The sequence below is a fragment of the Peribacillus folii genome (assembly GCF_030271255.1).
Classification (GTDB): domain Bacteria; phylum Bacillota; class Bacilli; order Bacillales; family DSM-1321; genus Peribacillus.
Window position 1 is genome coordinate 191732 of record NZ_JASJOM010000008.1, and the last position, 22220, is coordinate 213951.

Annotated in this window: 21 protein-coding genes and 1 other RNA gene; 5 read left to right on the plus strand and 17 right to left on the minus strand. The window is 46.7% G+C overall.

Going from position 1 to position 22220, the window contains the following annotated elements; all coding sequences use genetic code 11:
• Positions 1 to 386: 386 nt before the first annotated feature.
• From QNI08_RS15495 to QNI08_RS15520, 6 genes are all read right to left on the minus strand, one after another.
• The gene (locus tag QNI08_RS15495; protein WP_285768304.1) at positions 387 to 935 is read right to left on the minus strand and encodes a PepSY domain-containing protein; all 549 of its coding nucleotides are present in this window, start codon (positions 933 to 935) and stop codon (positions 387 to 389) included.
• A 65-nt stretch (positions 936 to 1000) separates the two neighbouring features.
• A complete protein-coding gene (locus QNI08_RS15500) occupies positions 1001 to 2356 on the minus strand; it encodes a sensor histidine kinase (RefSeq protein ID WP_285768305.1) in 1356 nt (451 codons plus the stop codon).
• Positions 2353 to 3048 (minus strand): response regulator transcription factor, encoded by a 696-nt coding sequence (locus QNI08_RS15505; RefSeq protein WP_285768306.1) that lies wholly within the window; start codon positions 3046 to 3048, stop codon positions 2353 to 2355. Before QNI08_RS15505 ends, QNI08_RS15500 begins: the two co-directional genes overlap by 4 nt.
• Before the next feature lie 107 nt (positions 3049 to 3155).
• Positions 3156 to 3677, minus strand: a complete 522-nt coding sequence (gene msrA / locus QNI08_RS15510) for a peptide-methionine (S)-S-oxide reductase MsrA (RefSeq protein WP_285768307.1) — start codon at positions 3675 to 3677, stop codon at positions 3156 to 3158.
• 101 nt (positions 3678 to 3778) lie between these two features.
• On the minus strand, positions 3779 to 4387 hold the full coding sequence (locus tag QNI08_RS15515) for a response regulator transcription factor (protein WP_285768308.1): 609 nt from the start codon (positions 4385 to 4387) through the stop codon (positions 3779 to 3781).
• A 12-nt stretch (positions 4388 to 4399) separates the two neighbouring features.
• On the minus strand, positions 4400 to 5521 hold the full coding sequence (locus tag QNI08_RS15520; RefSeq protein ID WP_285768309.1) for a sensor histidine kinase: 1122 nt from the start codon (positions 5519 to 5521) through the stop codon (positions 4400 to 4402).
• 74 nt (positions 5522 to 5595) lie between these two features.
• Between QNI08_RS15520 and QNI08_RS15525 the strand changes: the two genes are divergently transcribed.
• The gene (locus QNI08_RS15525) at positions 5596 to 5748 is read left to right on the plus strand and encodes a hypothetical protein (RefSeq protein WP_285768310.1); all 153 of its coding nucleotides are present in this window, start codon (positions 5596 to 5598) and stop codon (positions 5746 to 5748) included.
• A 39-nt stretch (positions 5749 to 5787) separates the two neighbouring features.
• Here the strand turns inward: QNI08_RS15525 and QNI08_RS15530 are convergent, their stop codons facing one another.
• From QNI08_RS15530 to QNI08_RS15545, 4 genes are all read right to left on the minus strand, one after another.
• Positions 5788 to 6714, minus strand: coding sequence for an AEC family transporter (locus QNI08_RS15530; RefSeq protein WP_285768311.1), 927 nt, complete (start codon positions 6712 to 6714; stop codon positions 5788 to 5790).
• Positions 6715 to 6866: 152 nt separating this feature from the next.
• Positions 6867 to 7739, minus strand: coding sequence for a LysR family transcriptional regulator (locus tag QNI08_RS15535; RefSeq protein ID WP_285768312.1), 873 nt, complete (start codon positions 7737 to 7739; stop codon positions 6867 to 6869).
• 22 nt (positions 7740 to 7761) lie between these two features.
• Positions 7762 to 8586, minus strand: coding sequence for a formate dehydrogenase accessory sulfurtransferase FdhD (gene fdhD, locus QNI08_RS15540; protein ID WP_285768313.1), 825 nt, complete (start codon positions 8584 to 8586; stop codon positions 7762 to 7764).
• 54 nt (positions 8587 to 8640) lie between these two features.
• A complete protein-coding gene (locus QNI08_RS15545) occupies positions 8641 to 9003 on the minus strand; it encodes a Na-translocating system protein MpsC family protein (RefSeq protein ID WP_285768314.1) in 363 nt (120 codons plus the stop codon).
• Between the two features lie 336 nt (positions 9004 to 9339).
• Between QNI08_RS15545 and fdhF the strand changes: the two genes are divergently transcribed.
• Entirely contained in the window at positions 9340 to 12279 is a 2940-nt protein-coding gene (fdhF, locus tag QNI08_RS15550) for a formate dehydrogenase subunit alpha (RefSeq protein WP_285768315.1), read from the plus strand.
• 18 nt (positions 12280 to 12297) lie between these two features.
• Positions 12298 to 12774 carry a helical membrane plugin domain-containing protein gene (locus QNI08_RS15555; protein WP_285768316.1) on the plus strand — a complete coding sequence of 159 codons (477 nt, stop codon included), beginning with the start codon at positions 12298 to 12300 and terminating at the stop codon, positions 12772 to 12774.
• Between the two features lie 25 nt (positions 12775 to 12799).
• Here the strand turns inward: QNI08_RS15555 and QNI08_RS15560 are convergent, their stop codons facing one another.
• The 7 genes from QNI08_RS15560 to secG all read right to left on the minus strand — a co-directional run bounded on the left by QNI08_RS15560 (position 12800) and on the right by secG (position 20535).
• A complete protein-coding gene (locus QNI08_RS15560; RefSeq protein WP_285768317.1) occupies positions 12800 to 13780 on the minus strand; it encodes a nuclease-related domain-containing protein in 981 nt (326 codons plus the stop codon).
• A gap of 421 nt (positions 13781 to 14201) precedes the next feature.
• Positions 14202 to 15851, minus strand: a complete 1650-nt coding sequence (locus QNI08_RS15565) for an FAD-binding dehydrogenase (RefSeq protein ID WP_285768318.1) — start codon at positions 15849 to 15851, stop codon at positions 14202 to 14204.
• 127 nt (positions 15852 to 15978) lie between these two features.
• Positions 15979 to 16340: a transfer-messenger RNA gene (ssrA, locus tag QNI08_RS15570) on the minus strand.
• A 123-nt stretch (positions 16341 to 16463) separates the two neighbouring features.
• Positions 16464 to 16931 (minus strand): SsrA-binding protein SmpB, encoded by a 468-nt coding sequence (smpB, locus tag QNI08_RS15575; protein ID WP_285768319.1) that lies wholly within the window; start codon positions 16929 to 16931, stop codon positions 16464 to 16466.
• Between the two features lie 66 nt (positions 16932 to 16997).
• On the minus strand, positions 16998 to 19376 hold the full coding sequence (gene rnr / locus QNI08_RS15580; RefSeq protein ID WP_285768320.1) for a ribonuclease R: 2379 nt from the start codon (positions 19374 to 19376) through the stop codon (positions 16998 to 17000).
• Positions 19377 to 19409: 33 nt separating this feature from the next.
• Complete coding sequence (locus QNI08_RS15585; protein ID WP_285768321.1) at positions 19410 to 20156, minus strand: alpha/beta hydrolase; 747 nt, start codon at positions 20154 to 20156, stop codon at positions 19410 to 19412.
• Positions 20157 to 20301: 145 nt separating this feature from the next.
• Complete coding sequence (secG, locus tag QNI08_RS15590; protein WP_057912046.1) at positions 20302 to 20535, minus strand: preprotein translocase subunit SecG; 234 nt, start codon at positions 20533 to 20535, stop codon at positions 20302 to 20304.
• A 176-nt stretch (positions 20536 to 20711) separates the two neighbouring features.
• Here secG and QNI08_RS15595 point away from each other — a divergent pair, with 176 nt between their 5' ends.
• Both QNI08_RS15595 and QNI08_RS15600 read left to right on the plus strand, forming a co-directional pair.
• The gene (locus QNI08_RS15595; RefSeq protein WP_285768322.1) at positions 20712 to 21254 is read left to right on the plus strand and encodes a hypothetical protein; all 543 of its coding nucleotides are present in this window, start codon (positions 20712 to 20714) and stop codon (positions 21252 to 21254) included.
• Positions 21255 to 21310: 56 nt separating this feature from the next.
• A complete protein-coding gene (locus QNI08_RS15600) occupies positions 21311 to 22135 on the plus strand; it encodes a M15 family metallopeptidase (RefSeq protein ID WP_285768323.1) in 825 nt (274 codons plus the stop codon).
• Positions 22136 to 22220: the final 85 nt, after the last annotated feature.

Sequence of the window (22220 nt, forward strand, 5' to 3'; positions counted from 1 at the left end):
TATACACCATCCATATGATAGGCATTAGAACCCTCCATTTTATTTTCTCGCAAAGTGGAATGGAACGGAAGGCGCGAGACTCCTGCGGGAGTGCGAGTCCTGGGAAGACACCGCAGGCGCAAACGCCGAGGAGGCTTCCCGGACCGCCCGCGGAAAGCGAGCGACTGCAGTGAAATGGAACGGTCAACATATACACCATCCATATGATAAGCATCGGAACCCCCCATCTTATTTTCTCGCAAAGTGGAATGGAACGGTCAATGTTCAAATCCTCCAAAATCCTTAGCAACCGAAGTCTAAAAAACAGCCTGTAAACATAACAAAAGCCCCGGAATGACATCATTCCAAGGCTTTGAGCCTGCTAACTGCAAGTATCATATTATTGATTAATCATCCAACTCGGTTTTCAATACTTTACCCGTCATTGCATCTACCACTACATCGAACTCTTTTTTATCTTGCTTGATTTCCAATTCATAAACAAGGCCGCCATTTTCCGAATCCAATTCGGCGTCCGTCACTTGGCCACCCACCTTTTTCAAAGCAATCTTCTCAGCCTCTTCCATGCTGACCTTCGCTTCTTCCACCGCTTGCTGCTTACTCATATCTTCATCGTCATCATCTTCCCGCTCCTGAGAAAGGATCTCTCCTTTTTCAGCATCGACATCCACGTCCTGATAGCCATCCTTCGTTTTAACGGTCATTTCATAGGTTTTTGGCTGATCCCAATCCTTTTCGAATTGAGTAACCTCCCCACCAAGCTTATCCGAAATCAGTTTGATGGCCTCATCCTCGGACATTGCCCCTTTATTGACTGCGTAGACCGCAGTCCCGGCAGCACCGCCAAATAGCAAAACCGTGGCTGCTGAAACCGTCATGATCATTTTTCTCCTTTGAATGATACCTTCCTTTATCGTGCTCCACTGCTTTTTCATGAATGATTTCCTCCTTTAATTTGTTACCTTAAGAATAACCATCCTTCATGAAACGAACATGAGGGCTAGATTAGAATTTGATGAGAAAGGATGATTGTCACCTCTGTCCCCTTTCCCAGCTCGCTTTCGATGTCCAATGTTCCGTCGAATGACTCGACAAGCGATCGGGCGATGGAAAGGCCGAGACCATTCCCCCCGGTTTTCCTTGCTCTCGACGAATCAACGCGATAAAAGCGTTCGAATACATGCGGGAGATGTTCTGGCGATATTCCTGGGCCATGGTCTTTCACGCTGATGAAGATTTTATCCGACTGCTGTTTTATCTTGATTTGTATTTTGCCATCACTATATTTCATCGCATTGTCGAGGAGGATGACCAGCACCTGCTCCAGCTGACCGGGAATTGTCTTTGCATGGATTTCCTTGACCTCGGATTGCAGCTCTATGTCACGATTGCCCGTTCGTCTTAACGTTTGGGCAATTTGTTCACAAAATGGAATAAGCTCGATTTTTTCCTCCATATCGGCAGAAGGTCCCGCTTGGGAAGCGGCCTGCAGCAAATGCTCCGTCAGCCGCTTCATCCGGATGGCCTCATGATGGATTGCCTCCACCGCCTCTTCCTGAATTGCTGCATCCTTCATTCCCCAGCGCTTCAATAAGGAGGAGTAGCTTTCAATGACCGTGATCGGCGTCTTCAATTCATGGGAAGCATCTGAAAGGAATTGCTGCTGCTGATCATAATTCCGTTCCAGCCGTACAATCATTCTATTGAATGATTCCCCCATTACCTGCAGTTCATCCTTGGATTGACCTGCTAGCGGGATCCGTTTGAATTCACCGCTCTTTTCGATATCGAGCATCGTTCCGCTCATGATCGATAGCGGCTTAAGAATCAGCCTCGCCAGCCACTTCCCTGCAACAACGGATAATAAAATGACGAATAGGGAGGCACCGGCCAATACCAGTGCCAGTGTCGTTAAATGATCAAGGAGGGTGTCCTGCGGCTGGGTGATCTCGATCATCCCCAACTTCTTCCCTTCATCCGGATAAGGATGGCGGTAGGTCAGCACATAGTCCCCGTCCACCTTGGTGAAATCATATCCTTTCTCGCTTACGGACCGAACCCCAAGTCCCAGGAGGTCTTCGTCATCCGCAAACTTCTTGATCAAGGTTCCATCCGTGCCGAATATGCGCACCATAGCATCGTCGGGCGTATAGGCCTCCAATAAACCGGCATCATCGGCTGTCAAATCTTTCTCCATTATGCTTTCTTCAATCAACGAAGCTTGATCTTCAAGCAAATCCTCTTCCCTTTCCACTGAAATCCATAGGAAGGCGAATAAAACGATGATGCTCAACAAAACAAGCATGATGCTTAAAAAAAGGCTGGAATACAGTTGAATCTTTGTGCTGATCTTCATAATGGCTCCTTCAAGCTATAGCCCACACCGCGATACGTATGTATGAGCTGCAAATCAAAGGGATAATCCACTTTCTTGCGCAAATACCGGATATAGACGTCAACCACATTCGTATCGCCTACGAAGTCATATCCCCAAACATGAGAAAGGATTTGATCCCTTGACAGTACTTGGTTTTTATTTCGCAAAAGGTACACAAGCAAGTCGAATTCGCGGGAAGTCAGCTCGATCCTTTTTCCCTGCCTCATAATATCCCTTGTGCCAAGGTTCAATTTCAAATCATGGATCACAAGTTCAGCTGCATTTCCTTCTTCCGGACCCTTCTGGACATTGGTACGAAAACAAGCACGGATTCGCGCCAGCAGCTCTTCGATTTCAAATGGCTTTGTCACGTAATCGTTCGCTCCATGGTCAAGTCCATTCACCTTGTCCGGGACGGCATCCCTTGCCGTTAAAAGGATGACTGGCGTGGAGGCATTTTCCTTCCGGTAACGCCTAAGCACTTCTATGCCATTCAGCTCGGGCAGCATCACATCCAATAAAATTAAATCCCACTCTTCACTTTCCGCTTTCTCTAAGCCCGTTTTGCCGTTAAATGCCGATTCGGTCCGATATCCTTCATGATTAAGCTCGAGCTGGAGCACCCTTGCGATTTTTTCTTCATCTTCTATAATTAAAATCCGTTTACTCATCGTTAGACCACCTCCCCCTTAGTGTACTGAAGAAAAATGAAAATATCATGAGAAACCTCATGATAAAGCTAAAAAAAGGACCGGATGTGATACACATCCGACCCGGTTCATTTGCCAACCCAATGTTGGTCAATGAATTCATCACGTCCCGATTTCGCTCGATCCGCCTTATACTCTTCTTTGTTTTTCTTATGGTAGCCTTGATGGTAGTCCTCGGCAGGATAAAAAGTTTGCGCCGGAAGGATTTCAGTCACGATCGGTTTAGTGAACTTCCCGCTCGCTGCCACCTTCTCCTTCGCTTCAATAGCCATTTTCTCTTGTGCCTCATCATGATAGAAAATGGCTGTGCGGTACTGGCTCCCCCTGTCATGGAATTGACCGCCGTCATCAGTTGGGTCAATTTGCTGCCAATACAGTTCCAGCAGCCGTTCATATGGAAATAATTGAGGATCGAACGTGATTTCCACGGCCTCGTAATGTCCCGTAGTTCCCGTCTTCACTTCCTCGTAAGTCGGGTTTTCGACATGTCCTCCCGTATAACCGGATACGATTCCTCCGATACCCGGTTGTTCTTCAAATGGCGTCACCATGCACCAAAAACAGCCGCCGGCAAATGTGGCTTTTTGCATATTGGTCATCTCCTCCCCTATATGTAATAACAATCAATATACCATACTTCCATACTGCCCCTGTGTTTTGGGGGCGTATAAAAAGTCGGACACTCCGAAAGTCAATCTTTTGACCAGCCCTTTTCCTTGAACCTTACGATCGCCTCCACGCGATTGCTTACATCCAGCTTGTCGAGTATGACCGAGATATAATTACGAACGGTACCATTCGTTAAATAAAGCTGGCTGGCTATTTCCTTCGTATTCTTTCCATCGGCAATCAGTTTGAGCACCTGACACTCCCGTTCAGTCAGAGGGTTTTCCTCCTCGAACGCCATATCCACCAGCTCCGGGGCGTAAATGCGCCGGCCATCCATGATGACCCGGATGGAGTTTGCCAGCTCCTCACTTGGGCTATCCTTAAGTAAATAGCCGCCTACCTCTGCCTTCCTCGCCCTTTCAAAATAGCCAGGCCGCGCAAACGTGGTCAAAATGATGACCTTGCATTCATTGCCATCATTCTTGATCTCTTCCGCTACATCCAGTCCGGTTTTAACCGGCATCTCTATATCAGTAATGCATATATCCGGCTGTAAACTTTTGACGAGCTTCATTGCTTCTTCCCCGTTGCTCGCTTTTCCGACAACCTCCATATCCTCTTCCAAATCAAGGATGGAGCCTAACGCACCGAGCAGCATCCGCTGGTCTTCGGCAATTACGATTCGAATCATTGCCAACCACTCCTAATCATTATTTTTTATGGCATTCGGTACCCTGATATACAGTGTGGTTCCATCAGTCGATTGGATATCCAGGCTGCCGTTCACGAATTCAAGCCTTTCCTTCATCCCTTGAAGACCATTGCCTTTATAAAACTCCGATTTATGTGAAAGCCCCACGCCATTATCTTCGACTTTGATCGTCACGTCTGTCTGTAATTCCTCTATTATGATATGACAGGAGTCGGCATGGCTATGTTTGACGATATTGGTCACGGCTTCCTTCAAGCACATGCTTAATACCGTTTCAACAAGCAAAGGGGTATCTTGCAATTCCGCGGTGCCTTCCAAACTGAATTCTATCTCTGCCGCCTTCAATATTTGCTGGACCCGGATGATTTCATCACTTAGCTTGGCCCCGCGCATTTCCGATACCATTTCCCTTACTTCCTTGAGCGCTGTCCTAGCCGTTTGACGGATATCCCTGATTTCTTTCTTGGCAGATTCCGGTTTTATATCGATCAATTTTCCTGCGAGATCGCTTTTCAAGCCAATTAATGAAAGCTTTTGTCCTAGCGTATCATGAAGATCGCGGGCGATTCGCTGACGCTCCTCCATCTTCCCCAGCTCTGAGATTCGTTTGTGCGCATCTTCCAATTGTTCTTCCAATCTATCTCGTTTATTGCGATTATACGTATTGAATGGAAGGAGGATTACGCCCACTACACAAATGAGCATGAAGGGAAACTGCGAAAAGAAGGTAGGGTCCTTCATGATGAAGCCGATATTGACGGAAACGATGGTAGCTAATAGCTGAATGGAATATAAAACGAAAAAACCAACCTTATTTTGAACATTGCCAATAAAAAATGCTAAAAAAAGGGAAAAATAAATATAGCCGAAAAAGATGGTCATCGATATCGAGATGATGATTTGTATCGCCGTCCACATGTACACGGGCCATCCCTTAGATACGAATGAGAGACCGTAAGAAATGAAGAATAAAATGATCATGACGATTCCAAAGACAATCTCCAGCATCGATGAAGATTTAAAAATGAAATAAAAAGGAAGGATACAAAAAATGATCCAGACGTAAGGGCTGAGCCCCGTATTCTTCGGAAAGATATGATACCAACTTTGCATGGCGCCGCCTCTAATTCTTTTATTCCTAGTATATACTAAGAAGTATCATCAAAAAACCATCCAATGTAGATCGAATGGTTTTTTGCGTACGATTTAATGGTCTTGGGGCACCGCTTGAATTCATTAAAGCCAACGGACGTCTTGCTTTCTCCGTCATGCAGTCAAAAACGAAGTTATTCAAGCTCGATCCAAGGATGAATGTCGTTGCCTGCTCCAAAGGCACTTGATTTTGAATTCAATAACTTTTTCGTGAAAAGCAGGCGCTGCTAGAATAATATTTTCGATAGATATACGACCAATGTTACCGTTATGCTGCTGAATAAGGTGGACATCAGGACAGCCTGTGCCGCATACTCCGGGTGGTTGTCATACTCCAAGGCGAATAAGGCGCTGTTTCTTGAGGTCGGAAAGGAGCTTGCAATGAATAGCCCTTGGGCGACAGTCCCCTCCAAGCCCAGCATGAGAATGATCAGGAACGCGATGGATGGAGAAAGGATCAACCGTCCAATCAAACTAAGAATAAGCGGAAGCGGGAAATGCGTGATTTTCAAGTAAGCGCTCTGTGCCCCCAAGGTAATCAGGGCAATGGCTATGAACGCACTGGCGATATTATCGATCGGGGCCCACAAAAACAAAGGGATATCGAAGGACGCAGCCTGTAATAAAAAACCGAGTAAGAGAGCATAGATGATGGGGTTTTTCAAAAATTCCCGAATGGCCCCCTTGGCACTTTTTGTATGGACCGTAACGGAATTCATCAATCCATATGTATAGCTCAACAGGTTTTGAAAAATGATCACGATGACCTGGATCGACAGCCCAAGTGGATTCCCATGAAAAACCATCTGGCTGACCGGCAGCCCGAAATTGGCTGAATTATTCAGGACCACGCTATTTTTAAACGTGGCCGAAAGACTTTGATCAAACCTGGCCAGCTTGGCAACCACGGTACTCACCAAGATGAGGCTTACCGCTTGCAGGGCAAGGAAGCTAAATATTTGGACGACCATCCCTCCACCGATATTACTTTCATAAATATTGACAAAGCTAATGGCCGGCATGAGCAGGAAATGATTCAATTTGGATAATGTATTCATATCGAGCTTGAATTTACGATGAAGAATAGCCCCTGCCCCTATCAGGAAAAAAACAGGCACGATGACATTCAATACAATCAGAAACAGGACACTCACTTGACTTCCTCTCCATTCTTTAGGTTGATTCCTGTTGGCTGGCACCTCCCTTTCATCATAATCCTGTACATACCATAATTAAAATACCAATAAATTATCGTTACCCATTCGAAAATGGAATGACAAAAAAGCACAGAGGTATCTGCGCTTCCCTATATATCCCTCATGAAATCGACACTCTCGGCAAATTGTACAAATTCGTTGACCAGCTTTAGTTCCAGTGATTTTTCATGATATAACATCCACGTATTGCGGATAAGCGGATTGCCTTGTTCATCCCTCAGATCCATTTGCCTTAAGGATGGGTCGTGCTCCAATAAAACACTAGGAAGGATTCCATATCCCAGCCCATTTTTGACCATTTCCTTGCATGTATCCCCTTTGTCCACCTTCATCCCCACTAAGGGAGGTCCCTGGAAATTATTTCTCCACCAATCATCGATCATCGTTTTTAGAAGGGCATCCGTCTTGTAATCGATTCTCGGCAATGAAGGCAGGTCCCCGATTTCGACTTTTTCTTTGGAAGCAATGCAAATCGTCTCCTCAAAAAGATGATGCTTCGCGCCTGACCACTGGTAATCGCCCCGAACGATGCCGACATGCACTTCTTCCTTGTAAATGAGGTTCAGCACTTCTTTGCTCCAGCCTGTGGTCACATGAAAATCCACATTCGGAAAGCGTTCACGAAATAATTTCAGCAACCCTGGCAGCTTATGCAGCGTAATGTAATTGGAAACCCCCAGCCGTAGGGTTCCACCAATTTCCTGTCCCATATCGAACGCCATCTCTTTGATTTGCCGTAGCCTGATCAGCATCTCATCCGCACAGATGGCCAAGTATTCACCCTGTGGGGTGAAGTGCACGCCCCTTGTTCCCCGCTCCACGATCTTCAAATTGAATTCCTTCTCCATATGCTGGATCCTTTTTGTTAAAGAAGGCTGTGATATATATAAGCTTTGGGCCGTTTTCGTGATATTCTTTTGTTCATGCAATGTCTTTAAAATATGCCAATCCCTTTCATTCATAAAGCTTCCTCCGATATATTCATCACTTAATTGCAGGATTTTTCCCCCGGCTTCCATCGAAGAGGATTCTCTCCGGGCATGTGTACACATTCAGGGAATCATGGCGGATGAACCCGACCGTGGTGATTTTCAATCCTTCAGCTAATTCCAGGGCCAATTCCGTTGGAGCCGATTTGGAGAGAATCAGTTCACAGCCGATCTTCGCCACTTTTAATAAAATTTCCGATGAAATCCTGCCGCTGAACACAATCGCTTTCCCTTCCATTGAAATCCCATTTTTCAAGCAATGGCCATAAATCTTATCCAAGGCATTGTGCCGGCCGATATCCATCCTGCTAAGGACCAATCCATCGACACCACATAATGCAGCATTGTGGACCCCGCCTGTATGCAAAAAGGTGACCGCAGCGCTTTGCAAGTCATTCATCAACCGGAAACAATCATCGGGAGTCAGTTTGATGGATACATGATCCATCTTCTTGGCAGTCCAGGCATCGTTCACGAAGACAAAGCCCTGCCTGCTCATGCCGCAGCAAGACGTGATGTATCGTTTATTTTGAAAGTCCTGGTAGTATGGGTTCACTTTATCTGTCTTTACGTGAACAAACCCCTCTTTTTGCTGGACCCAAATTTCTTTGATGTCTTCATATTTTTTTATGATGCCTTCCGAAGCTAGATAGCCGATCACCATCTCTTCGATGTATTGTGGTGTACATACCATCGTTACGAATTCCTTGCCATTCATTTTCACCGTAACGGGAAATTCGGTTACGACCGTATCTTCCTTTTTCACCATGTTCCCCTTGGTTATCTGGATGATTTCCCTCTTCACCTCGGTCGCCTTCATGAAAGCCCCCCTTTTTAATGTCTAGCAGTCTATTATGCTAGGATCATGCGCGGGTCACTTGCCGTTTAGTTCCTTCGCTATATCCTTGTCGAATACAAATACGGAGATCGCTATATTCTCCTCTACTTTAATATCTGAAAATAAGTGGACAAGTTTGGCTCCCACCAGTTTTTCCATTCCATCCGGAGGATTCACGGAGTACACATCCTGAATCATTTTCGTTCGTGCAGAATGGACCATATCCCTGCCTTCTTCTGTACTGGATATGAATATTTCCGTTGGGGTTAAATTCCCATGCAATGTGGTGACCGCCATATTTTCAACGAAAACCGTATGGATCCGTTCAGGCCCTTTCCCGAATAATTCCTTACGCAGCTTACGGATCATATCATTGAACTCATGAATGACCTTTGACATAATGCACACACTCCATCTCCGTGAATTTTCACGTTCTTTATGTCCTTATCTTAATTCACCAAGGTCAAAAACGAAAGGAAATTGGCAAATGCCAGCTTCTGCTGAGGATTGTATCTTTTTGTAAATAAAGGTATACTATCAGTAATGATAGTTGGTTATGCGATATGGAATTGTTGCATATCTTTCTTTTTCATTGCTTATACATAATGGTATGATTGGTATATTGGCAAGTTTTGCTATTAAACTATTCCACCATGACTTACACCATCGTTACAGAGGCGGAGGTGTGATCATGGTGGTTTTTTGTGGTGGTTTTTGCTAAAAGGGGGAAGCACTATGAGCAATTCGACTAGCACGTTCAAAATCAATGGACTGGATTATACAGCCAAAACCGGTTTGACGATTCTTGAGGTCATCAATCAAAATGGGCTGGCCCATCCGCAAATTTGCTATGTACCTGAGGTCGATCCGATCCAGACCTGTGACACCTGCATTGTCGAGGTGGACGGCCAGCTCGTCCGGTCATGCTCGACCGTGGCAGTGAGCGGGATGGATATTGCCTTGAACTCAAGCAAGGCAAAGGAAGCCCAAACCGAAGCAATGGATCGGATCCTGGAAAATCACTCGTTATACTGTACAGTGTGTGATAATAATAACGGCAATTGCAAGCTTCATAACACGGTGGAATGGATGGAAATCGAACATCAAAAATATCCGTACACACCGAAAGTGAAATTGGCTGATGTCGATATGTCACACCCATTTTACCGCTATGATGCCAATCAATGCATCGCATGCGGCCAATGTGTCGAAGTCTGCCAGAACCTTCAGGTCAACGAGACGCTATCCATCGATTGGGAAGCAGAACGCCCGCGGGTCATCTGGGACGAAGGAACTGAAATCAACCAATCATCATGCGTCGGCTGCGGACAGTGCGTGACCATATGTCCGTGCAATGCATTAATGGAAAAATCCATGCTCGGCGAGGCAGGATTCATGTCCGGGATAAAAACCAATTTGCTCGAACCGATGATCGACCTTGTCAAAGAAGTGGAGCCTGGATACAGCGGGATTTTTGCCATTTCGGAAATTGAGGCGGCGATGCGTGAACAAAGGACGAAGAAGACAAAAACGGTCTGTACGTTCTGTGGGGTCGGCTGCTCATTCGAGGTCTGGACAAAGGGGCGGAAAATCCTAAAAATCCAACCGACCCACGAAGCTCCCGTTAACGCGATTTCCACATGTGTCAAAGGGAAATTCGGCTGGGACTTCGTTAATTCCGAGAAACGATTATCCAAGCCCCTGATCCGGAAGAACGGCAAATTCGTTGAATCGAGCTGGGAAGAAGCATTGGACCTAGTCGCCTCTAGACTCGGTTCGATCAAGCAGCAGCATGGAGGCAACTCCGTAGGCTTCATTTCTTCCTCCAAGATAACGAATGAAGAAAACTATGTGATTCAAAAACTGGCACGACAGGTCTTCGGGACGAATAACGTCGACAATTGCTCCCGTTATTGCCAATCACCCGCGACAGACGGATTGTTCCGTACGGTCGGAATGGGCGGAGATGCCGGCACGATCAAGGATATCGCCGCCGCAGGCCTTGTCATCATCATCGGGGCCAATCCGGCCGAAGGGCATCCTGTACTGGCGACACGGGTTAAGCGGGCCCATAAGCTTCACGGCCAAAAACTGATTGTAGCGGATATCAGGAAAAATGAAATGGCGGAGCGTTCGGATATTCATATCAGCCCCAAACAAGGAACGGACCAGGTCTGGTTGATGGCGGTTACCAAATATATGATCGATCAAGGCTGGCATGATCAGCCCTTCATTGATGAAAATGTCAATTTCTTCGACGCTTATAAAGAAGTACTCGAGAAATACACCCTGGAATACGCAGAAATGCACACAGGTCTTCAGAAGCAAACTATGATCGAATTAGCGAAAATGATCCGGGATGCCGATGGAACCTGCATTCTTTGGGGAATGGGTGTAACCCAAAACACGGGAGGCTCCGACACGTCGGCCGCCATTTCCAACCTTTTGCTGGCTACAGGAAACTACCGCCGCAATGGAGCCGGGGCTTATCCGCTTAGAGGTCATAACAATGTCCAAGGTGCTTGCGATATGGGTACGCTCCCGACGTGGCTTCCGGGCTACCAGCATATTTCCGATGACGTGGCCCGCGCCAAATTCGAGCGTGCTTACGGCGTGGCAATCGATGGAAAACCAGGCATGAACAATATCGAAATGCTTCACGCCATCGAAAAAGGCGACATGAAAGCGATGTACCTTGTCGGCGAGGATATGGCCCTTGTTGATTCGGATGCCAACCACGTTCATGACGTATTATCCAGCTTGGATTTCTTCGTGGTTCAAGATATTTTCCTTTCCCGGACCGCTCAATATGCGGACGTGGTATTACCAGGCGTCCCCTCGCTTGAAAAAGACGGAACGTTTACCAATACGGAGCGCCGCGTACAGCGTCTATACCAAGCACTGCCTACACGAGGGGAAGCTAAAGCGGATTGGTGGATCACCCAAGAGATCGCCAAACGGTTGGGGGCGGAGTGGAACTACACACATCCTGGTGAAATCTATGATGAAATGGCAAGCCTCTCGCCATTATTCAGTCAAGCCAATTATGAAATTCTTGAAGGCTGGAACAGCTTCCTCTGGGGCAGCCATGATGGAGCCAGCACGCCGCTTCTTTATGTGGACGGCTTTAACTTCCCTGATAAGAAGGCGCGATTTGCCCTATCCGATTGGGTCGAGCCTGCTCAATTCCCAGCGGAATACGATCTTCACATCAACAACGGGCGGATGCTCGAGCATTTTCATGAAGGAAATATGACGAATAAATCGAGTGGAATCCAAGCCAAGGTTCCCGATATTTTCGTTGAGATCTCGCCGAAGCTGGCACGTGAGCGCAAGGTCGGTGATGGCGGGCTCGTCCGCTTGGTGTCACCGTTCGGAGCCGTTAAATTAAAGGTGCTGGTCACCGACCGCGTAAAAAACAATGAGTTATTTTTACCGATGAATTCCGTCGATAAAGACTCGGCCATCAACTTCCTGACCGGTCCCATCTATGATCAGCGCACAAGCACGCCTGCTTACAAACAGACGAGGGTCCGCATGGAAGTGATAAGTGCATGCGGAGAGAACCCGCTGCCGGATTCAAATCCACGGAATAAAAAACGCCATCCCCAAAATGGCGTCGAGGTTGAACGGAAGTGGGCACGTCCAGGGTATGTTCACTTAACGGAAAATTAAACAAGGAGGGTGAGGCTCATGGCGGCTCCCATTACAGAAATCCATAATCCGCTTTCGGAGGAAGAAAAGAAACAACAAAAACTGGAGGAACTAAAAACCCTGATCGCCAATCACGAAGACGCATTAAACAATCTGTTTACAATCGTCAATGAACTGAATGACACGGGAGTATTCGAGGCTGCGACCTCCATGCTTCAAGGAAAAGAACAGATTGCAAAAATCGCGCTGGAGCAAGTTACACGCCCGCCTGTCACCAACCTGATCAATACCCTGATGGGGGCAACAGGAGCGCTGATGAACGCCGATGCCGCACAGTCCACGAAACTGCTGAACAGTGCACTCGCCGGAATCGACGAAGGAAACAAATTCCTCCAAAGCGAAAAGAAAATCGGCGTCCTGGATCTCATGAAAACATTGAATGACCCCGACATAAACCGGGCGATCGGCTTTGGCGTCCACTTCCTGAAGGGAATGGGCAAGGAATTGAAGGAATAGGAGTGAGGCTGACCCTGTTAGGGGGTCAGCCTTTTTTACCTGCATCAAACACCAAGTTGTACACCCTCCCCTTATTCACGCCACGGCTGGTCAGATCCAATGATTGCAGGATTCGCGTTGCAGTGGATGAGGAGGGAATGTTCAAAAAATCCCGCAGCTGCCGATTCGTGATGGTCGGTCCTAGTAAATGGAAATAATCTTGTAAAGCCTGAATATGGGCGTCCTTACTGGAATGGCCGCATTGATTGCAAAGCCATCTCCCATGCCTTCTAAATAACTGATGATCGTTACAATTCGCGCATATCACGCCCTTGATCAGGTCCTCTACAGTAAGAGTATATCGTTCAAGGACGGAAAAATCGGCATCGATGTGCTGTTTATTGAGGGCTCGAACAGCTTTTTTTAAAGCTTTATCGTCTAAAACGGACTCTTTCATGGAATTTTCGATTTGCTTAATTTTGGCCGGAAGCGCATCGCGATGGATGACTTTGAAGTGAAGGTTACGGTTATCAGGAGAAGTGCGAATGATGGTTTGGGGATTACTGATGACAATCAATGAAAGGATCGGAAGTACTGGAAAACCATTTTCCAACAGCCAATTTCTCAACTGCGATTCCTGGCGGCCGACTTGAATGAGAGGATCGGAAAACGCCGATTCAACTCCATCTTTTGTCCGGATGAGTTGATTGAAATGAGCATCAAAAAAGAGCATGCCAGACATATTTTTCACTTCGATGATGAGGCCGAATTTCTTTGTCACGATTAATGTATCCAACTGGAAAAAACGGGTTTTGTCCTGCAGCCGTAAATCGTGGAAGATGAAATGACGCTTCGGGTCCAAAAAGCTTAATGGAAAGTCTAAGGAACACTCTCCTTTATAGCCTGCTTCCCTTTTTTTGAGATCATTCAAAATGGACGACATCTTTGGATGATGCGGCGGAAGCCTGCGCACCAATGCTCGCAACTTGAGGATGGTAAGCGGGACATTTCGCTGTTTAACAATCAATATACCTCACTCCAATCATGGTTTCCCCAAAAGAATTCGACAATCATGAGGGATATTCCTCCAACTGCTGCTGATAGTACCGATGATGACTAATATTTATACGAATCTGGACAATTTATCTGCGGAACTGAGGTTTTATCTACGAAATTTGGCAATATATCTGCGATTTCCGCATTTTATCTGCGAAATTAAGGTTTTATCTACGAATTTTGGCTATATATCTGCGATTTCCGCATTTTATCTGCTAAATCGAACATTTTATCTGCGATTTCAGCATATACTCTGCGAAATTAAGGATTTATCTACGAATTTTGGCAATATATCTGCGATTTCCGCATTTTATCTGCGAAATCGAACATTTTATCTGCGATTTCGGCGATATATCGATTTTTCGACAAAAAGGACCTGGCAAGCAGGTCCTTCATAAATCTGCAATCGCCCTGCCCGCCTGTCTTCCGGAGAATAGGCAGCCACCGACGAATGTTCCTTCCAGCGAACGGTAGCCGTGAACCCCGCCGCCGCCGAAGCCAGCCACCTCACCCGCTGCATACAGTCCTTTCACCGGGTGTCCAGAAGCATTCAGGACCCGGCAGGAAAGATCGGTCTGCAATCCGCCCAATGTTTTTCTGCTGACGATATTCAGCCGCACGGCTATCAACGGACCATTCTTTGGATCGAGGAATTTATGCGGTGCTGCAACTCTTATCAGCCGGTCCCCGATATAATGGCGTGCCCCTCGCATGGCGGTAATTTGCAGGTCTTTCGTGAATTTGTTATCCATTTCCCTATCCCTCGCGATGATTTGCCGTTCGATATCGGCAAGGACAAGCAGGTTCTCTTCCGTGAGCGCATTCATCCCAGCCACAAGTTCCGGGAGTGATTCCGCTATGACAAAGTCCTCTCCCTTGTCCATGAAAGCCTGTACGTGAGATGGTGCGCCAGGCAGGGCCCTGGATAAAACCTTCCGAATGCTTTTACCTGTCAAATCGGGATTTTGCTCAGAGCCTGATAAAGCAAATTCTTTTTCAATGACTTTTTGCGTCAAAATGAACCAGGAATAATCGTACCCTGTCGCCATGATGGCTTCAAGCGTCCCCAGTGTATCGAATCCAGGAAAATTCGGGGCAGGGAATCGGCGGCCCGTTGCATCAAGCCAAAGAGATGAAGGCCCGGGAAGGATTCTGATTCCATGCTTGGCCCAAACGGAATCATGATTCTTGATTCCTTCCGTATAATGCCACATCCGGTCGCGATTGACGATCCTTCCGCCAGCCTTTTCCGAAATGGCAAGCATCCTCCCGTCCACGTGCTCAGGCACGCCGGAAATCATATGGTTCGGAGCTTCACCTAGGCGCTCCGGCCAATTTTTTCTGATCAAATCATGGTTGGCCCCGATCCCGCCGCTTGTAACGAGCACAGCCTTCGCATGAAACGAAAAATCACCGATCACTTCCCGGGAGCTGGCCTCGCCGCGAGCTGCCAAGCTCGGTACGAGCACGGATCCACATACCCCAATGACAGCATCATCCTGCGTTAGCAATTCATTCACACGATGACGGGGACGATAATCGACAAGCCCTTTCCCGATCGCTTTACGAACCCGGGCCTCGAACGGTTTAACAATCCCCGGGCCCGTTCCCCATACAATATGAAAGCGCGGAACCGAGTTACCATGCCCTTCAGCGAGGTATCCGCCACGCTCGGCCCAGCCAACTACCGGAAAAAAGCGGATGCCCTGGGCTGTCAGCCATTCACGCTTTTCCCCTGAAGCGAACTGGACGTAAGCCTCCGCCCACTTTTTCCCCCAATAATCTTCATCCTCTTCTCGATCGAATCCAGCCGTCCCTAACCAATCCTGCCAGGCAAGCTCCCGTGAATCCTTAATGCCCAGTCTCCGCTGCTCGGGTGAGTCGACAAGAAACAACCCGCCAAATGACCACCACGCCTGTCCGCCAAGGGAAGCTTCCGGTTCTTGATCCAATAACAAAACCTTTTTCCCGGCATCGGCAAGCTCAGCCGCAGCCACCAATCCGGCGAGACCCGCTCCGACCACAATCACATCAAATTCCATCAACACGCCCCCACTCCGTATGTATACGCTTACAAAAAAATCATCCTCAATCCTTCATTCCCTGCTGCACGCCGGATTTCCTCCTTAACAGAAAAAAAGCCAAATAAAAAACCACCAATATATGTATTGGTGGAGACGGTGGGAGTCGAACCCACGTCCAGACATAACGGCACTTAAGCTTCTACGAGTGTAGTCGATATATTCGCATTTCGCGAACTCATTAGCCTATCGACAGGCGGCAGAGCAGCTAGTCTGGTTGGTCTCTTCCTTCATCCTCAGACGGTGGATTCCGGCGTATCCCACTTAGAGTGAGTCCCTTACCCTACCACGTGGGCCATGGAGGGAGGAACAGCTATCGACTGTTGTTACGCAGCGAAAGCTAGGTTGTTGTTTTGTTTGCCAGTTATAGGCGTTGACGTTTTAACGAGGCCGATCCCCTCGACTCGCAACTTAAGCTCGAACTATCCCTGTCGAATCCGTAACGTCCCCATGATTGAAATGGAGCGTACGAGAGTAGAATAGTCAGCAAGTTGGCTGATATTCAATTGTCATCGGTACAGGATTAATTATAACAGATTGAAACGAAAAATCAATTGTAAGGTCTTGGCAGTGTTACATCTTTTGACGATCGCGGAAAGCACGCTCGATATCACGTTTCGCTTCCTTCTTCTTCAGGTCATCCCGCTTGTCATATTGCTTTTTCCCTTTTCCAAGCCCGATCAAGACCTTGGCAAAGCCATTTTTCAAATACATCTTCAACGGAACGATGGTGTAACCCGTTTGCTTTGTTTCACCGATCAGTTTACTGATTTCTTTCTTATGCAAAAGGAGCTTCCGTGTCCGCAATGGGTCATGATTAAACTGGTTCCCCTGTTCATATGGACTGACATGCATGTTATAAAGATAGATTTCGTTATTTTCTATTTTGGCGAAGGCATCCTTCAGATTCACACGGGCCGCGCGAATTGCCTTGATTTCGGTCCCTTTCAATACGATGCCTGCTTCAAATGTTTGTTCAATGAAGAAATCATGATATGCTTTTTTATTTTGTGCTAGTTGTTTACCTGAGCCTTTTGGCATCTTACTCTCCCCTTTTTGCATCCGATCACGGTGAGGGGATGAATCGTTCGTCCCCTCACATCAATCTTATCTCTTTTTAGGCTTTCTCTTGCGTTTGGCAGCTGGTGCATTTTCGAAGAATTTCTTCTTCTTTTTCGGCTTCCTATCCGAGGACGAAGACGAAGACGAATCTCCCTTGCGCTTGCCTACGCGGCCGCTGTTATTCCCTTCGTTACGGCCGCCATTGCCGCCGCGTCCGCGTTTGCGCTCACCTGAGTTAGCTTTGAATATTTTCTTCTCGACTGATGGACGTGCACGGCTCACCTTCATGCCGATAATTTCAAAATCGATGGCGCGTTCCTCTTTATTGACGTTGGCTACACGTACGTCGATTTCGTCGCCAATCCGGAACACATTACCTGTGCGTTCCCCGATCATCGCCAGCTGACGTTCGTCGAAACGGTAATAATCATCCGTCATGAAGCTGACATGAACAAGACCTTCGATGGTATTAGGCAGTTCGACGAACATCCCGAAATTCGTAACGGAACCAATGATCCCGGTATATTCCTCGCCAATTTTATCAAGCATGAATTCCGCCTTTTTCAGATCATCGGTTTCACGCTCGGCATCGATGGAGCGACGTTCCCGCTTCGAAGTGTGATCGGCAATTTCAGGTAAAATGGCATTCCATTTCTCTTTCGTGGCTTCATCCAGCTTACCTTCCACCAAGTACGTCCTGATCAGCCTATGCACGATCAAATCCGGGTAACGGCGGATCGGTGAGGTGAAATGTGTATAAAATTCAGCTGATAAACCAAAGTGGCCCAAGCTCTCCGGATCATATTTCGCTTGCTGCATCGAACGGAGCATGACGGTGGAAATGACCGTCTCTTCCGGCTTGCCCGCCACTGCCTCGATGATATCCTGTAATGCCTTAGGATGTACGTCATTGGCCGACCCGCGCACGATGTATCCGAAGTTCGTGATGAATTCGAAGAAGCGCTGCAGTTTTTCCGGCTTGGGATCTTCATGGATACGATAAATGAAAGGCACTTGGAGACGGTTGAAATGCTCGGCAACGGTTTCGTTGGCCGCAAGCATGAATTCTTCAATCAGCTTCTCGGCAACCGACCTTTCACGTAAAACCACATCTGTCGGATGTCCCTCTTCATCGACGATGACCCTCGCTTCATTGAAATCAAAATCGATCGCACCGCGGTTCATCCGCTTTTTACGCAGGATGGCCGCCAGCTTCTCCATATCCTCGAACATCGGCACCAACGCTTCATAGCGCTCAAGCTGTTCTTCATCTTTATCCACCAGGATTTTGTTTACATTGCCATATGTCATCCGCTCCGTCGTCTTGATGACACTTTCAAAAATCTCGTGATTGACGACTTGACCGTCTGGCGTGATTTCCATTTCACAAGAAAGTGTAAACCGGTCGACCTGCGGGTTCAGGGAGCATATCCCGTTCGATAAACGATGCGGAATCATCGGTATGACCCTATCTACCAAATAAACGCTCGTTCCTCTTTCAAGGGCTTCCTTATCGATCGGAGAACCTTCCGTAACATAATGGCTGACATCGGCAATATGGACGCCTAGCTTGTAATTGCCATTATCAAGCTTGGAGACCGACACGGCATCATCGAGGTCCTTTGCATCCGCTCCATCAATCGTGACCAAAATATCATGGCGCAAATCCCTGCGGCTGCCGATTTCACTTTCTTGAATCGTGTCGGAAACGGCATTGGCTTGCTTCATGACATCTTCCGGAAATTCCATCGGCAAACCGTATTTATGGATGACGGACAGAATATCGACGCCAGGATCATTCTTATGCCCCAGAATTTCAATGATTTCGCCTTCTGCACTTACACGTCCTTCCGGATAAGAAGTCAGCTTGACGACGACCTTATGGCCCTCCACCGCTCCATGGGAGGCATGCTGCGGGATGAAGATATCGTTGGCGATCTTTTTATCGTCAGGGATGACGAAGCCGAAGCTTTTACTTTCGGAGTATGTACCGACCACTTGAGTGATTCCGCGTTCAAGGATCCTGATGACCGTGCCTTCCTGTCTTGATCCGGATGTTTCCGAAGACACCCGTACCATGACGATATCTCCATGCATCGCTGTACCCGTTTCAGTTGGCGGGATGAAAATGTCATCCATTCCCGGGTTATCTTCTGGCGTTACAAAGGCGAAGCCCTTGGCATGCCCCGTTAATTTGCCCCGGAATAAATTCATTTTTTGCGGCAGGCCGTAACGATTGCTTCGCGTCCTGACCACCAGCCCCTTTTCCTCCAGCTTCACGAGCGCCTTGACGAAATTCTTGAAGTCTGCCGAGTCTTCGATCTTCAAAGCCTCTTCAAGCTCCTGTACCGTCAATGGCTTGTATGCTTCATCGGTCATGTACGTCAAAAGTCTATTCATATGTTCTTGAATGTTATCTTCCATAAAACCCCTCCTATTCAGGGTATGATTAATTTGTTATTCGGACCAATCCAAGCTTTCTAAAAATCCCAGTATATCCTCATGCAGCTGTTCCTTTTCTTTATCAAGGGTTATGACATGACCGGATTCTTCATACCACTTCAGTTTCTTGACAGGTGACTCGATCGAATCAAAAATGATTTCGGCACTTTTCGGATTGATGACGTCATCATGACGCCCCTGCACGACATATGTCGGCGCATAAATCAAATCGACATTCTCACGCACTTCCGTTATCAATTCCTGGAGTGCTTTCAAAGTATTCATCGGTTTATCGGCCAGGAGGTCCATTTCACGTACTATTTGCTCTTCCGTTTTTCCTTCGTATTTCTTAAATTCTCTAGCGTACTCCAATACTCCTTTAAACATCATCTCTTCACTTTTGATATACATGGGCGCACACATTGATACGATACCCTTTATAGGTACAGTGTAACCTAATTTAAGAGAAAATACGCCTCCTAAAGAGAGTCCGGCGACAGCAATTTCCTCGTGGCCCTTACCCTTCAGGAAATCGTATGCCATCATGACATCCTTCCACCAATCCTCAGGGCCCGTTTTCACCAGTTCCTCCGGCGGAACCCCATGTCCCTTATAGTGCGGGGCATGACAGGTGTAACCATGCTTCTCCAAGTGACGTCCAAGCATCCGCACATCGGCGGAATTCCCCGTAAAACCATGTAAAAGTAAGACAGCTCTTTTTCCGCCTTCAAATGTAAAGGGCTGCTGCAGCTTGATTTTCATAATCATTAGCTCCTTCATTAGTAAATAGCATCCAAAAAAATTACCCTATCCTAATACAGTAAGTACTAAAATTACTATATCTATTCATGCAACTATCGTGCAAAGAAAAAAGCCTAGCTATTTAGCTAGACTCATTTTTGATCGTTTACACATCAAAGAATGCAACAAGTAAAGTTAAAGCAAAGAATAAAATGGCTAATACTATCGTTGCACGATGTAAAATCAAATCCAAGCCGCGTGCTTTTTGCTTTCCGAATAGCTGCTCAGCCCCGCCGGCAATTGCACCTGATAAACCTGCACTTTTACCTGATTGAAGCAATACCGTCACAATAAGGGCGATACTGACGATCACCAAAAGCGTTATGAGAAATGCATGCATGCAATTACACCTCCTGAAGTACCAATAAACAATTACTTTAACTTTACCACACCCATAAGATATCCACAATCTTTGTTATACGATAATGGTAAGAATTCCTAAACAGCATCTTCATCATTTTCCTTTTGAATCAAAGTTTGAGATAATTCACAAAAAGGGAAGAAAGAGGTGTCACCATGTTCAAGCCCATTCTTCGGATTCTTGATTTATTGACCATCCTGTTCTCGGCGGTTGCAGGCTATTCTTTATGGGTAGGCGGAAGCAATCTTATCAGTATCCTTTTAATTGTTCTCTCACCGCTTTTGCTGCTGCTTGCAAAATACCATGGAAATCGCTACTTATTATTTGCTGCATATACGACGACAACCGTCTATTTTACTGCTATTATTTATAATGGACTTTCCAATAGCAGTATCGACTTTTTCCAATCCAGTTACCATGTACTGCTGATCGGTGCAGCCGCCATCCTGCTGAGCATCATCGCGGCCGTGATTGGTTTCGGAACCAATACCCTGACGATTCTCTGGCTATCGCTGCATGCATTGGTCACATTCGAGACAATCAGGCTGTCAGGCGGCTTCCTTTCGCACTTTTGGTCTGCACCCGTCGTTGAAACGGCAGTCCGCAATGATTATCCATTTTTGCTGATGGTAGTCTGGATCGGTTTATTTCTTGATAAGTACCAAAGTGAATTGACAAGGGATTACTTGTCACGATAATCTTTCAATCCGCCTATCGCGGAAAATCTCATTTTTAAAAGCAAGGGGCCTTTCATATGTTGAAACCTATATTTACAGCAACTGCTCTATCATCGTTCATCTTATTGTCCGGATGCTCATTCGACCTATCCGGCGAGGAAAAAAAAGAGCAAAAAGAAGAACACCCGAGCTCCCACCATACGGAGACAGAAACGAATGATAACCAAGATGATTCAAAAGAATCGGCCCAACGCCAAGTGGAAGTGGATGAAACGGTCAAGCCCGCACAGGCTGGCCTGCAGACATTAGCCAATCCGGAAAGCATTCCTGTCCTGGTCAACAAACAATACAGCCTACCGGAAGATTACAAGCCTGAAGATCTCATCTACCCAAAAGTCGATTTCATCTTCCAGGACAAAATTGAAAAAAGAATGATGCGTAAAGAAGCCGCAGAAGCACTTGAGCGATTATTCCAAGCTGCCGAGAAAGATGACATGCACTTCGCCGGCGTTTCCGCCTACCGTTCACATCAAACGCAAATCACGGTCTTCAATAACTATGTGGCCAAGGACGGAGAAGAAAAAGCGAAAACCTACAGTGCAATGCCTGGGACGAGCGAGCACGAAACAGGTCTTGCCATCGATGTCACGACCCATGACGGTGCATGCGCTGCCCAAGATTGCTTCGGGGATACGAATGAAGCCGCCTGGCTTGCAGACCATGCCCACGAATTCGGATTCATCATCCGCTATCCGGAAGGCAAGGAAGACATCACAGGCTATAAATATGAACCGTGGCACATCCGCTATATTGGGGTAGATGCTGCAACTGAAATATTCGAAAAGAAGATTACATTGGAAGAATACTATAATGCCGTTCCAGTAGATGCTGTAGATAAATAAACAAAAGGTGCCCATATGCGGCACCTTTTTTGGACTTTAATCAAACGTTTGATTAAATCGGAACTATACAGACCACCATAAAAAT